Source organism: Brevibacillus sp. NL20B1 (genome assembly GCF_018195675.1).
GTDB classification, from domain to species: Bacteria; Bacillota; Bacilli; order Brevibacillales; family Brevibacillaceae; genus Brevibacillus; species Brevibacillus aydinogluensis.
Window position 1 is genome coordinate 36,260 of record NZ_JAGTPT010000027.1, and the last position, 14,014, is coordinate 50,273.

Here is a 14,014-nt window from a genome sequence, read left to right on the forward strand (position 1 = left end):
CATTTTAGATTAATCTTTGGAGGAGAAGTCGATGAAGCGTCTGAATCCCGTTATCGCGGATTTGCTCACCATTTTCAAGATGGATAAGAAATTTGTCAGGGGTGAAGGGTACTATCTGTACGAAGCAGACGGAACGCGGTATACCGATTTCATCGCCCAGTACGGCGCCATCCCCTTGGGGTACAACCACGAGGCGATCTGGGCGGCCCTGGATCAAATCAGGGCGAACATGCTTCCGAGCCTGTGTCAGCCATCCACACCCATTAAGGCGGTAGAGCTGGCCCAGTTCCTGTTAGACAAAATGCCAAAAAATCTCTCGGTCTGCACGTTTGGCCAAAGCGGGGCGGAAGCAGTGGAAGCCGCGATCAAGCTCGCCAGAGCCGCTACCCGAAAACGCAAGATCGTCAGCACATGGAAAAGCTTTCACGGCAAAACAGCGGGAGCGTTGGCGGCGACCGGGCAGGAAGTCTATCAAAAGCCGTTTTTCATCGATACCTCTGACTACATCAAGATCCCCTACAACGACGAGGCTGCTTTGGAGAAGGTGTTGCAGGAGCAGGGAGATCAAATCGCCGGTTTCCTGGTCGAACCTGTGCAGGGAGAAGGCGGGGTCAACGTACCGTCGCCCACGTATCTGCACAAGGCGCAGGAGCTGTGCCGCCGGTACGGTGTCCTGTTTATCCTCGATGAAATTCAGACAGGTCTGGGCCGGATGGGCAATTGGGCCGTGTGTGTGGAGCAGGGCCTGGAGCCGGATATCCTGCTGCTGTCCAAAGCATTGGGCGGAGGAATTGTCCCGATCGGTGTATGTATGAGCACGTCTGCTCTCTGGGAGGAGGACGATTTCGGGAAAAACCACAGCGCCACGTTTGCCAACAACAATTTTACCTGCTCAATCAGCCTGGCTTATCTCAAGTATTTGGAGCAAAACCAGCATCTGTTCCAACAGGTGAAGCAAAACGGCGCGTACATGCGCGAACGCTTGCTGCAGATTCAGCAAAAGTGGCCCGGTGTCATCAAGGAAGTACGCGGTGAAGCCTATTTGCAAGCCATCGAGTTTGAAGAGATCGATGCAGGAGATTCGTATGAATTTGCGATTCTCTGTTCGCAAGGCGGTCTCGGATACCTGATCAGCGGCTTTTTGCTCAATGTCTACAAACTGAGGATCATGCCGTATCTCAACCAGGAGATGGCTGTGCGGATTGAACCGCCGCTCACGATTTCCAGGGAAGAGATCGACAAACTGCTGCACGCCATCGACCGTACGTGCGAGATTCTCTACTATCGCGATTTCTATCATTTGTACCGTTATACCATTCACGACAATACCATCCCCGAAACAATTACTGACTATCGTTCAAAAAGAAGAGAAATTATTGTTTCTTCGACCACTCGAGTACCTCATCGCAGCTTCGCTTTTATTGCCCACTACCCGCAAACGAGAGACTTGGTCATAAACACACCGTCATTTGAACAATTCAATGATACAGAGCTGTCCGAGATACTGGAATGGCAGGCTGACTACGGAGAGCCGGGAGTAGTTTGCACACTTTCCAAAATCTCCTCGAAACACGGAGATGTCGCTGCCGGCAGCATCATCGCCATTCCCTTCGGGGGACCAAAAGTGTTGGAGCGTCCCAGAAAGGAAGTCGTTTCCGCCATTCGCGCTGCGATCCGCAAAGGGCGCGAAATGGGAGCCACCGTGTTCGGATTGGGTGCGTACACCTCCATCGTCACACGCGGCGGAATCGATGTGCGCGATATGATACTGGATCATGAGATCGTAACGACGGGCAACACGTTTACCGTCATTACATCCATCAACGCGCTGCTGACAGGTGCAGACAAGATGGACATCTCTCTCGAAACGTGCAGAGGAGCCGTGATCGGCGCAAATGGATCGATCGGGCGGCTGTGTGCCATTCTTTTGTCTCAAAAGATGGAAAATATCGTATTAATCGGCAGAAAAAGTAATGAAAGAGTAAATATGGAGCGTTTGCGAGAGTTGGCAAATGAAATCTACCTGCATGCCATCTTTTACCACAAGGAACGATCGGGGATCCGAAAGCAGCTGTTATCGCTGCTGGAAAACGAGCTCGTATTCAGCGACGGTCTGTATCAGACACGCGAACGGCTGTATGAACTGTTCCAGACGGCCGAATCGGCGGAGACAGACAATCTCGAAGAGCAGATGAGTGAAAACATCATTGACGACATCGAGCTGTTGTTCCGACAAGCCGGACACAAGCCTCCGATCGATTACGGCGTCGATATCGATTACTTCCTGCCTGAGCTTGATGTCATCCTGGTCGCTACCAGCAGCATCGGAGAACTCCTGCAGCCGGATTTGATCAAATCTGGGGCAGTCATCTGCGATGTCTCCCGTCCTGCCAACGTAGGCAAAATCGTGCAGGAAAAACGGCCGGATGTATTGGTGATCGAAGGCGGTTTGGTCAAATTTCCGGAAAACCTCGCATTTGGTCAAAACCTGGGTTACAAGCCGGGGGTCAATTTGGCCTGCCTTTCGGAAACGATTCTCTTAACCTTGGAAAATAGCAACCGCAATATGGGCATCGGCGGACGCATCACGATGGACGACATGTACTACATCCAGGGGCTCGCCGAAAAACACGGTTTCACACTGGCCAGCCTGCACAGCTTCGAGAAGGAAATCGATGACGAGTACATCGCGCGGGTCAAAGCGGCGGCCAACAAACAAGTTGTTTCATAATTTTCTAGATATAAAAGGAGGAAAAGAACATGACGACAACTTCCAGCAAGAAAAGAGTCTCTGTCCGCAACTTTACCGCTGAAAAATGGCTGGAGATCGTACCCCACGGCTATCTGAAGGGCATGATTTACGGCCGCTCTCCGCAGTACGACGTGCCCGAGATTCTGCAGGAGGAAGGCAAGCTGCGCCAGGTATGCTTGTACGATTTGGCGATTTTCGCTTCCGCCGAAAAGATTGCCGTGACCACCGCTTCCGGTCTGACCAGCATCGCCGACGACGATTGGAGCCGCGTTTTTCTGGCGACGCAGACGTTTGACGAAGCACGTCATTACGAGGTGTTCGTGGAACGGATGCGCGAGATGGGGCTGTCCGATGAGGCGATCGGCCAGTTGGTCGAGGAAGTGGCCAGTCCGGAATACCGCGCCTTCCAACAGATCATGCTCCAGCAGGTGGACAACAAAGATTTGCTGGGCGGATTGGTCACCCTCAATATCATCCTGGAAGGCATGGCGTTCCCGCTGTACGGCTACGAAGCCCGCTTCTGGAAGCCGTTTGATCCCGGATTGACCGAGATTATTATCGGAGCGTTCAAGGATGAGACGCGCCATGTGGGATTTGCCGAGAAAAAACTGGCGGATGCGATCCAGCAGCGTCCGGAAGAAAAAGAACGGCTGTCGCGCCTGGCTACCGAATGTTCGGTGCGGATGCAAAAAGCGTTTGAAAGCTTTCTCAATCAGTTCGTCGGGCTGTATCAGGAAGCTTGCATGGAGCACAAGGACTTGGTGGGAGATGCCGAGATTGCGCCAGGAATGCGCATGATCGACACGCCGGTAGTGGATCAGGTGAACATGGTGCTGAGCGATATTATCAACGGTCATCGGGAGCGCTTGAAGAAAATCGGACTTGAGTATTTGAACTAACGCAAAGCCAACGGTTGCCCCAGTCTCCTGTGCCTCGGAACACGGAACCTTCGGGAAATCAGGAGGCTGGTTGGCTTCACAGGCGAGCTTGCGCAAACCACACTTTTTCGTAAATGGGGTGTCCCGTGGATGGCAACAGCGATCAAAGAAAAGCCAGCCTCGAAACGAATCATTTATTCCGAGCAAGACAGCATTTACAAAAAAGACTGGATTTTGTACACGACCAGTGATGAAGATTCGTACTCCGAATTAAAAGCGCTGCGCATCCGTCCCAGCGACACTGTGCTGGTGATTACGGGGAGCGGCTGCCGCAGTCTCGCATTGCTCGTCGACGAACCCAAACGACTGATTTCTGTAGATGCCAACCCTACGCAAAACTATCTGCTGGAACTGAAAATCGAAGCCATGCGCCTGCTGCAGCATGACGAGTATCTGCAATTCCTCGGCGTGAAACCGGCCACCTTTTCCAGGATGGACGTATACCGGGAGTTTGAATCCAATTTGACGCCCCAGGCCCAGGCGTACTGGAGCCGCTATCGCGACAAAATCGAGGAAGGCTTGATTTTCCTGGGGAAACACGAGCAATTTTATAAAAAATATATCGGGTCGCTGCTGTTTCGACCCAAGAAAAAACAGTTCCTGCACATGCTTTCGCTCACTTCCCTGGAAGAACAGAGGGCCTATTTTCGTGAGCATTTCAACACGCTGCTATGGCGCTGGTCCATCGAGAACCTGTGCCGCCGCACCGTCTTCAAGTGGACACTCGGGGACCCCAGCTATGACAACGAGGTCGGCCAGCAGCAAAGCATCGGCAACTATATTTTGCAGAGGCTGACCCATACGTTCGAAAATCATCTGGTGCGGGAAAACCACTTTCTTACCTTTTTGTACTGCGGAAAGTACATGAACGAAGAGGCAATGCCCGTCTACTTGCAAAAGCAGCACTACGAGACGATCAAGCGAAACCTGGACAAAGTGGAGATTGTGACGGATCTGATCGACCGGTATCTGGCCCGGGCAAAGGAGCCGTTTATCGACAAGGTGTCGCTTTCGGACATATCCGGCTGGGTTCCCAATGAAACGTTCCAACAGATCCTCACGGAAATCACGAAAAAACTAAGGAAAAACGGAATCATTTGTTATCGGAATTTTTTGGCGAAACGTATGGTAAACCCTGAGCTTTTGCCCCTCTATGAGCGTGATGTGGATATGATCGAGCGGCTGAATCACGAAGACCTGGCCTTTGCCTTTACGTTTGAAGTACTCAAAAAACGGGAGGAGTAATGGATGAATACGTACTATGAAATTACCATGCATGACCCGGAAACGGACACGACGGCGTTTATCGTTATCGATCGCTTGATCGGAGGGATTGCCACAGGAGGCTTGCGCATGTCTCCGACGGTCACGCTGGAAGAAGTGCGGGATTTGGCGGAAGTCATGACTTACAAGCACGGTCTGATGAACCTGCCGCTGGGAGGAGCCAAGGCCGGAATTGTCGGAGATCCGTCAGCGCCTGACAAGGAGAAAAAAATCCAGGCCTTTGCCCGAATGGCTGAACCGCTGTTGAAAAGCTGCCTGTTGTTGGGAGAGGACATGGGGATTTACGCGAAAGATGTAAGAGCGATGTACGCCCACATACAGCTTGACCCGCTGGAGCGAGTGCTGAACCGGCTGCAGGAGCGGGGCGTAAAGTACGAGATTGGTCAGGGTGTCCGGGCACATGACTTGTTGTCTGATCAAAACATGGAGACGACAGCAGGCTTTGGCCTGATGGAGAGCCTGCTGGAGACGGCCGAACTGATTCAGCTTCCGCTGGAGCAGGCGACTGCTGCCGTGCATGGATTCGGCACGGTGGGCAGTGAAATCGCCAAGCTGCTGCACGATCGCGGCGTCACAATTACAGCAGTCGGCGATGCCGAGGGAGCAATCTATCGGGAAGAGGGCCTGGACATCCATCAGCTGCTGTCCATCCGCAAGCCAAACGGCTGCATCGATCGCGAGAAGATCGCTCAGGCGGTAAAGCAGATGACCAACGAAGAGCTGCTGCAGCTGCCGGTCGATTTGCTGATCCCCGCTTCTGTCTCGCAGGTGATCCATGAGGGGAATGCACACTCGATCCGGGCAAAAATCATTGTCGAGGCGGCCAACATGCCGACTACGAATGAAGCCGATGAAATCCTCCGGGAAAAAGGCGTGATCGTGCTCCCCGATTTTATGGTCAACGCGGGTTCGGCATTGTCGTTTGGCTTGATCATTACCGGGGAAGCCCTGCCGCAGGACATGTGGACCGAGTCGGCAAAACGGATACGCCGGATGGTGCGAACAGTGCTGACACAGAGCATGGAGCAGGAGGAGCCGACGCGCATCGTTGCTCTCGCCCTTGCTTCTGCACATTTGCAGCAAATGCTGTACAAGGAACGCTCCGTGAGCGAACTAACCGCTTCGGTGTGACGCGCGATGAAAAAACTGTTTATCCTGTCAGTCATCGTCAGCCTGTTCACTGTGATGCAGGATGGAACGCTGTTGTACGTCCTGCTGCCGCAGATCCAGGAACAATTCGCAACCAGTCTGTCCACAGCGATCTGGATCATGAATCTGTACATTCTGCCGTTCGCTCTGCTCATGGTATTCATGGGCAGAGTGGCGGACCGTTTTGGACACATCCGGGTGTTCCTCAGCGGGTTGGCACTGTATGCAGCAGGCTCTTTCCTCGGGTATTTCAGCAGCTCCTTTCCTTTCCTGTTGACCTGCCGCTTCATTCAGGGTATCGGTTCTTCCATTCTCGTGCCCGTCAGTCTGGTGATCTTGCTGAAGCGGTTTGGGAAACAGCGCTATGGGCAAGCGATCGGCGCCTGGAGCGCCACGTGTGCGCTTGCAGCGGCTTGCGGCCCCATCAGTGCTGGGTTGATCGGTCATTTTGCGACCTGGAGGTTCACCTTTTTGGCAAATGGTACGCTGGTGCTGCTCGCGTTGCTGGCCATGATTGCCTCGCTCAAATCGTCTGCTGTACCTGAGGAGGACCAGGAGACGCAGGCCGTCCCTATGCCGAATCTGTGGAAGGAAAGTGAAACGTACCTGTTGCTTTTCGGCAACTTCTTTGCCGGGTTTGTTCTGAACAGCCTGCTGTACGTACTGCCTTTTATGCTGGGAAATTTTCTCGACTACGACAGCCTGCAAATCGCCTACACCGTCACACCTCTGTGCGCTTCCATTATCGTATCCGTGGGAATCGTCGGGCGGCTGGAGAGAAAAATGCCGCTGGAGATTGTCGTCAGCACAGGATTTTTCTGTCTGCTGGCGAGCCTGTGCCTGTACATGATTCGCGAAGTGCCCCTGTACGTGTACATCGGAGCATCGTTCCTGGCCGGACTTGGGCTTGGGATCGCCATCATTTCCATTACGTCGGCCTGGATGAAGAAATTTACCTACGATCATCTGGGGTTGGGCTCGGCCATATTGAACATGCTGCGACTGGTGGGTGCTGTCATCGGGAGCTCGCTTTCGGCCAGCCTCTTTCGCAGGATGGTCGATACATCGCTGCACACAGGCGGAGTTCCCGCCAATGAATGGCTGGCAGGCCTGAAAGCGTCCGGTGCCCCGGTTGCGCCCATCGTGTGGGCAAGCGGGTTTTCGCAAGTGGTCGTTGGCGTGTTCACGGTTCTCAGCCTCGTACCCGTCGCCATGATTGTCTGGTATACCGCCCGATATGGGCGGAGGCGCAAGCTTGAGAATCAGGCTTCTCCCGTCCAAGATGGATAGACGCGACGGGCGAAGCCCTTCTTTTTACAGAAAGGAGAATGTCTGATGAAGCGAAGAACCGCTTTCGTTTGCGATGAGAGTTATTTTTGGCACAATACCGGGAATGGCGCATTGTTTTTGCCCGCTGGCGGCTGGATTGAAACGGATGTGCATTCAGAGAATCCGGCGACCAAACGGCGTGTGAAAAACCTGCTGGAGCGTTCCGGTTTTATCCGTGAACTGGTGTCGATTCCGCCCAGGGCGGCAACAGCAGAAGAGATCGCAGCTGTGCATGATCCGGCGTATATCAAGCGGGTGGAAGCATTGAGCCAGACGACGGGCGATGCAGGTGAACTGGCGGTTGTCGGGTACGGATCGTTTGAAATCGCCTGTCTGTCGGCGGGGGGAGGTCTGCGTGCTGTCGATGCGGTAATGCGCGGCGAGGTGGACAACGCCTATGTGCTGCACCGACCGCCCGGCCATCATGCGGAGCGGGACAAGGGCATGGGATTCTGCCTGTTCAACAACGTCGCCGTCGCAGCCAGATACGCGCAGCAAGCGTATGGTTTGAAGCGGATCGCAATCGTCGATTGGGATGTCCATCACGGAAACGGAACGGAAAGCATTTTTTACGATGACCCTGGGGTCTTGTTTGTGTCGCTGCATCAGGAAAACAACTACCCTCCCGGCAGAGGCAGCTTGTCTGATACTGGAGCCGGGGCGGGGGAAGGATACACGATCAATATTCCACTGCCGGCCGGTACTTCTGACGCAGGCTATCTGGAGGCGATCCGCACCATCGTCGCGCCTGTGATCCGCCAGTTTGGCCCCGAGCTGATCTTCGTCTCTGCAGGGCAGGATGCCAGCCTGTTTGACCCGTTGGGCAGAATGATGGTGACCGCGGAAGGGTTTTATCAGATGGCACAGGAAATGCTTGCGCTGGCGGATGAATGCTGTCAGGGCAGGCTGGTTGCCTGTCACGAAGGCGGGTACAGCGCGGCCTACGTTCCGTTTTGCACGCTTCGGGTGATCGAGGCGTTGACCGGTATCAGAAGCGTGGTAGAAGACCCATACGCTCCCACGTTTCAGCATTTGCCGACACAGGTGATTACCCACGATCAACGTCTTTATTTGCAAATGGCCAAGGAGCAGCATGTCAAACGCTGGTCCGTTTTGCAAACGTAATACTGTCTTTTTCCAATCCGGCAGCTCATGTCCCACCCTCCAGACGTTTTTCAAAAAGCAGAAACGTGAAGCGAGGTGAGGTAAAAAAGCAACGGACGGCTTGATGCGGGTGTAAGCTCGGCAAAACTGGCCATGTCAAACACTGCTGGTAAGGGGCGAAAGCTGTGAGCTTGTCGCTCCTATTCTTTTTTCGTTCCTGTCAGTTCCTCACATGATCCAAACAGCCTCTCGTACCCTATGCATGAAAAATAGGCCTCATATTATAATAAAAAAGATGACTCGTGTTTGAGGTGGGCCAGAAAATGAATAAAACCATTGCAGATGTAGCCAAACTTTCAGGAGTGGCCAAAAGCACCGTATCTCGCTACTTAAATGGCGGTTCTGTAAGTGAAGCTACCAAACGAAAAATTGAACGCGCTATTAAAGAAACAGGATATACACCGAATCCTTTTGCCCAAAGTTTAAAGGCGAAGAAAACAGCCTTTATTGGCACGATCGTTCCGCGACTGGATTCCTATGCGGCATCGCATACAATCATCGGGATTGATGAACAATTAAAAGAATTGCATTTTCAATTGTTAATCTCTAATACGAACCAGCAAATTGAACGGGAAATCGAAATGATTTACAGCTTGGCTGGCCAGAAAGTGGCGGGAATTATTTTGCTGGCAACGCAAATCACTCCGGCACATTTGGCTGCGTTTGAAAAGGTGAACATCCCGATTCTTCTTGTTGGGCAAGAACATCCCGACGTACACAGCCTGATTCACAATGATGTGGAAGCAGGCTATGCCATTGGAAAATATGTAGTAGAGAAAGGCCATCGCAAAATTGCCTACTTGGGTGTTAGCGAACAGGATGTCGCAGTGGGCGTAAAACGAAAGGAAGGATTTAAACGGGCGATAGCGGAAGCGGAAGGGTGTGAGGTCCATTATTTTGAAACAGGTTTTAACATGTTTGTTGCACAGCAAGCAGCAGCAGAACTACTGGAACAATTTCGCCCCACTTGCATCGTATGCGCGACAGATAACATTGCACTGGGAGCGTTAAGAGCCGCCCAATTAAAGGGATTGCGCATTCCGCAAGACGTCTCGATTACAGGTTTTGGCGGATATGATGTGACCGAAATTATCCATCCTGGTTTAACAACTGTTAAATTGTTTTTTAAAGAAGCTGGTAAGATGGCTGCACAGCACATTGTGAAGCTGATCAATGAAGAGGAAGTCCCCAAACGAACATTATCAAAATTTGAAATCATTGAACGAGAAAGCGTTGACAGTATCATTCCTCGTCACGTATAATCGGGTTGGAACCGGTTCCAAATCACAAGGATTAGGACCGGTTCTTATTACAACGAATTTGGAACCGGTTCCATCGATGGGTGAGGGAGATGCGATGAAATACGATCAGATTGCCAAAGAACTGTTTGAAGCGATTGGCGGAAAAGAGAATCTTTCTGCCTTGGCTCACTGCGCCACACGTTTACGGCTCGTTTTGCATGATGAAAGCAAAGTAAACCAAGAAGCGCTTGACAAAATGGACGCGGTAAAAGGAACGTTCTCAACTGGCGGACAATTCCAAATTATTCTTGGTGCAGGTCTGGTAAACAATGTGTACCATGAATTAGCCCGATTAACCGGACTTCAGGAAATGTCGACAACAGATGTAAAAGACGCCGGAGCCAAACGTTTAAACCCGCTCCAGCGTTTCGTGAAACTGCTTTCTGATATTTTCGTTCCCATCATTCCGGCTATTGTTGCCGGCGGGCTGCTGATGGGGATCAATAATATTTTGATCGCGAAAGACTTGATCTTCGAGGGCAAGTCGCTCATTGAAGCGTATCCGGAAATCAGTGACTTGGCCGCACTTATTAATACATTTGCCAATGCGGCATTTGTGTTTTTGCCAATTTTAATCGGTTTTTCCGCCACCCAGCGTTTTGGCGGCAATCCGTACCTGGGAGCTGCGCTTGGCATGCTGATGGTTCACCCGGACTTATTAAACGGGTATGACTACGGCAGCGCCTTGACGAGCGGCAGCATTCCTGCCTGGAACATTTTCGGCATGGAAATTGAAAAAGTGGGGTATCAAGGGACGGTACTGCCTGTATTAGCAGCTTCTTTTATTCTGGCAAAAACCGAACAATTTTTACGCAAATATATCCCTTCTGCGCTTGCGAACTTGCTGACACCCCTATTCACGATTTTTATTACAGGCATCTTAACCTTTACAGCCGTAGGACCGTTGACTCGTCTTGCGGGCAACGTACTAACGGACGGACTGGTTTGGTTGTATGACACAGCGGGCGTTATCGGCGGTGCGCTGTTCGGGTTGGGGTATGCCCCGATCGTGATTACCGGGATGCATCATAGCTTTATTGCTGTTGAAACCCAGCTGCTGGCAGATTTCGTGAAAACAGGCGGAACATTTATTTTTCCTGTTGCCGCGATGTCAAACGTTGCCCAAGGCGCTGCAACGTTGGCGGTTTTCCTGATGACGAAAGACAAGAAAGTGAAAGGGATTGCCTCCGCTGCCGGCATTTCGGCCGTTTTGGGCATTACGGAGCCTGCGATGTTCGGTGTCAACCTGAAACTTCGTTATCCGTTTATTGCCGCGATCATCGGGGCGTCTGTATCAACGGCCTTTATTACCATCTATAAGGTCAAAGCGGTTGCGCTTGGCGCTGCCGGTTTGCCAGGGATTATTTCCATTCGCCCGGATTCCATCGTTCCATACGTCATTGGCATGGTCATTTCGTTTGTCGTTACCTCTGTCATGACGATCATTTTGGCCAAACGCGCAGCAAAAAAAGCAGCTCAATAAAAATAAATGGGGTCTGATCGATAAACGGTCAGACCCTGTATGGACGAGATGAAGGAGTTTGGGTCTATCAATGGAATGGACGAGAGAACAACGCTATCGACGAATCGAAGAAGCAACGATAGAAGAATTAACAGCCCTGCAAGAAAAGGTGAACAACAGCAGGTGGCGACAGAAATATCATATCCAACCAGTCACAGGTCTTTTAAACGATCCAAATGGTTTTGCTTACTATAACGGAGAATATCACTTGTTTTATCAATGGTTTCCGCTCGGTCCGGTTCATGGATTAAAATATTGGTATCACACCAAATCAAGCGATCTGGTTCACTGGCAAAATGTCGGTATCGCGTTACAACCGGACGATTATTTTGATTCTCACGGGGTTTACTCTGGCAGCGCCATTGTTCATAACCAGACACTTTATTTCATGTATACAGGGAATACGAGGGATGAGAATTGGGTGCGCCATCCTTATCAGTGTTTAGCCTTCATGGATGAAAACGGGCAGATTAAAAAATTACAAGCGCCGGTGATTCACGAAGTGCCAAAAGGCTATACCGATCATTTTCGCGATCCGAAAGTGTGGAAAGTGCATGACACATTTTATGCTGTAATCGGCGCACAGCGGGAAAACGAAACGGGTTGCGCTGTGCTATATTCATCACCTGATTTAATGCATTGGACGTTTGAAGGTGAGATTCACACCCGGTTACAGCATTTTGGATTCATGTGGGAATGCCCCGACTATTTCGAACTGGATGGAAACGGTGTGCTGATCTTCTGCCCGCAAGGAGTAGTGCCAGCGGGAGAGCAATTTCAATATGTGCATCAATCCGGTTATATCGCAGGAAACAGACTTGATCTCAAGACAAAAATCTTTGAACACGGTGAGTTTGTGAAGTTGGACCGCGGCTTTGACTTTTACGCCCCGCAGACGACCATCGACCATAAGGGACGGCGCTTATTAGTCGGGTGGATGGGTCTTCCCGACATTCCATATCCAACAGATCAGGATGGATGGGCCCATTGTCTCACACTGCCAAGAGAATTGACCATCCAAAACGGAAAGCTGATTCAGCGTCCTGTAAAAGAACTGGAAGCATTGCGGCAAGATGCGGTCCATGTGAAAGATACGCTTCACAATGAGCAAAAAAGGTATGACGGATTCAACGGGACCTGCTATGAACTGATTTGTGAATTTACGAACATGGAAGCAGAGGAAGTGGGGATTGAATTCCGGTCATCTGATGAGGAAAAAACGGTCATCTCCTATAACAGACACAAGCAAAAGGTAACGTTAGACCGCACCTATTCCGGGGAAGTTCCGGCGAAAAAATACGGAACAACAAGCACATGCCGCGTGGAAGGAAATGCGGTAAAGCTTCATCTCTTTGTCGATACGTCTTCCGTCGAAATTTTTATCAATGACGGCATGGAAGTGTTCACAAGCCGGATTTTTCCCAGTCCGGAAAGCACAAAGATTTGCTTCTTTGCTCGAAACGGAAACGTTTCATTGGATACGACGATCTATCATCTAACCGCGATGCAAAAAAACGGAGGTGCAGACGATGGGCCGCTTGTTTTCCATTGGTGAAGTGCTCATTGACTTTATTCCGCTGCAAAAAGGAAAAGCATTAAAGGACGTTCACTCTTTCAAACGTGAGCCAGGGGGAGCACCGGCAAACGTGGCGGCAGCTGTAGCGAAATACGGGGCAGAATCGGCAATGATTACAAAGCTGGGAATGGATGCCTTCAGTGACTTTTTGATTGAAGAGTTACAAAAAGTCAGGGTAAAGACCGATAAAATCAAACGAACAACAGAAGCGCATGCAGGATTGGCGTTTGTTTCCTTGCGCGAAGATGGGGAGCGGGACTTTTCCTTCTATCGCAATCCTTCTGCAGATCTATTGCTTTCAGAAGACGAAATTGAAGCAAGCTGGTTTGCGAAAGGCGATATTTTACATTTTTGCTCTGTCGATCTCGTCGAGAGCCCGATGAAAAAAGCCCATGAAAAAGCGATTCAGCTGGTGAAAGAAAAAGGAGGGCTGATCAGCTTCGATCCAAACGTTCGCCTTCCATTGTGGAACAGCGCAGAGGAATGCAGACAAACGATTGCAGCATTTATTCCAAGAGCGCATCTGATCAAAATATCCGATGAAGAATTGACGTTTATCACCGGAATCACGAATGAACAACAGGCGATTGAACAATTATTCACAGGTGACGTCAAAGCCGTAATTTGCACAAAAGGAGCAAAGGGAGCCGCCCTTTACACCAAGCATGCCACATATGAATCCACTGGTTTCAACGTGGCGGTGCAGGATACGACTGGCGCAGGAGATGCCTTTATCGGCGGGTTTTTATATAAACTCCTGGAAAAGGGAGGAAATGAGGAAAACTTGCTCGATATATTGCATGAGCACCATCACGAAATCCTCACCTTTGCCAATGCAAGCGGTGCACTCACCACAACAGGACAAGGGGCAATTTCAGCCTTGCCGTCAAAAGAAGAAATCCTTCGCTTTATTAAAACATATGAAAAGTAATAGATATGAAAAGTAAGGGCACAGACCGCGGTTAGGAACCTTGCTGCTCGTTTTGCAGACATCCCCCT

General features: G+C 50.8%; 10 protein-coding genes. All 10 read left to right on the plus strand.

From position 1 onward, the window contains the following. Nucleotides 1–31: 31 nt before the first annotated feature. The 10 genes from KDN35_RS16565 (at nt 32) to KDN35_RS16610 (ending at nt 13,946) form a co-directional block, all read left to right on the plus strand. Nucleotides 32–2,731: an aminotransferase class III-fold pyridoxal phosphate-dependent enzyme gene (locus KDN35_RS16565; RefSeq protein WP_212133314.1), complete on the plus strand. Its 2,700-nt coding sequence runs from the start codon at nt 32–34 to the stop codon at nt 2,729–2,731. A gap of 29 nt (nt 2,732–2,760) precedes the next feature. Next, entirely contained in the window at nt 2,761–3,651 is an 891-nt protein-coding gene (locus KDN35_RS16570) for a ferritin family protein (RefSeq protein ID WP_171564527.1), read from the plus strand. Nucleotides 3,652–3,780: 129 nt separating this feature from the next. After that, entirely contained in the window at nt 3,781–4,935 is a 1,155-nt protein-coding gene (locus KDN35_RS16575; protein ID WP_212133315.1) for a DUF3419 family protein, read from the plus strand. A 3-nt stretch (nt 4,936–4,938) separates the two neighbouring features. Next, entirely contained in the window at nt 4,939–6,105 is a 1,167-nt protein-coding gene (locus KDN35_RS16580) for a Glu/Leu/Phe/Val family dehydrogenase (RefSeq protein ID WP_212133316.1), read from the plus strand. A gap of 6 nt (nt 6,106–6,111) precedes the next feature. Continuing rightward, nucleotides 6,112–7,413, plus strand: a complete 1,302-nt coding sequence (locus KDN35_RS16585; RefSeq protein WP_212133317.1) for an MFS transporter — start codon at nt 6,112–6,114, stop codon at nt 7,411–7,413. A gap of 45 nt (nt 7,414–7,458) precedes the next feature. Next, nucleotides 7,459–8,577 carry a class II histone deacetylase gene (locus tag KDN35_RS16590; protein ID WP_212133318.1) on the plus strand — a complete coding sequence of 373 codons (1,119 nt, stop codon included), beginning with the start codon at nt 7,459–7,461 and terminating at the stop codon, nt 8,575–8,577. Between the two features lie 302 nt (nt 8,578–8,879). Beyond that, the gene (locus KDN35_RS16595; protein WP_171564532.1) at nt 8,880–9,878 is read left to right on the plus strand and encodes a LacI family DNA-binding transcriptional regulator; all 999 of its coding nucleotides are present in this window, start codon (nt 8,880–8,882) and stop codon (nt 9,876–9,878) included. Between the two features lie 94 nt (nt 9,879–9,972). Then, the gene (locus KDN35_RS16600) at nt 9,973–11,400 is read left to right on the plus strand and encodes a sucrose-specific PTS transporter subunit IIBC (protein WP_212133319.1); all 1,428 of its coding nucleotides are present in this window, start codon (nt 9,973–9,975) and stop codon (nt 11,398–11,400) included. Nucleotides 11,401–11,470: 70 nt separating this feature from the next. Continuing rightward, the gene (locus KDN35_RS16605) at nt 11,471–12,994 is read left to right on the plus strand and encodes a glycoside hydrolase family 32 protein (RefSeq protein ID WP_212133320.1); all 1,524 of its coding nucleotides are present in this window, start codon (nt 11,471–11,473) and stop codon (nt 12,992–12,994) included. Then, complete coding sequence (locus KDN35_RS16610; RefSeq protein ID WP_212133321.1) at nt 12,969–13,946, plus strand: carbohydrate kinase family protein; 978 nt, start codon at nt 12,969–12,971, stop codon at nt 13,944–13,946. The genes KDN35_RS16605 and KDN35_RS16610 overlap by 26 nt, the downstream gene beginning before the upstream one ends. Nucleotides 13,947–14,014: the final 68 nt, after the last annotated feature.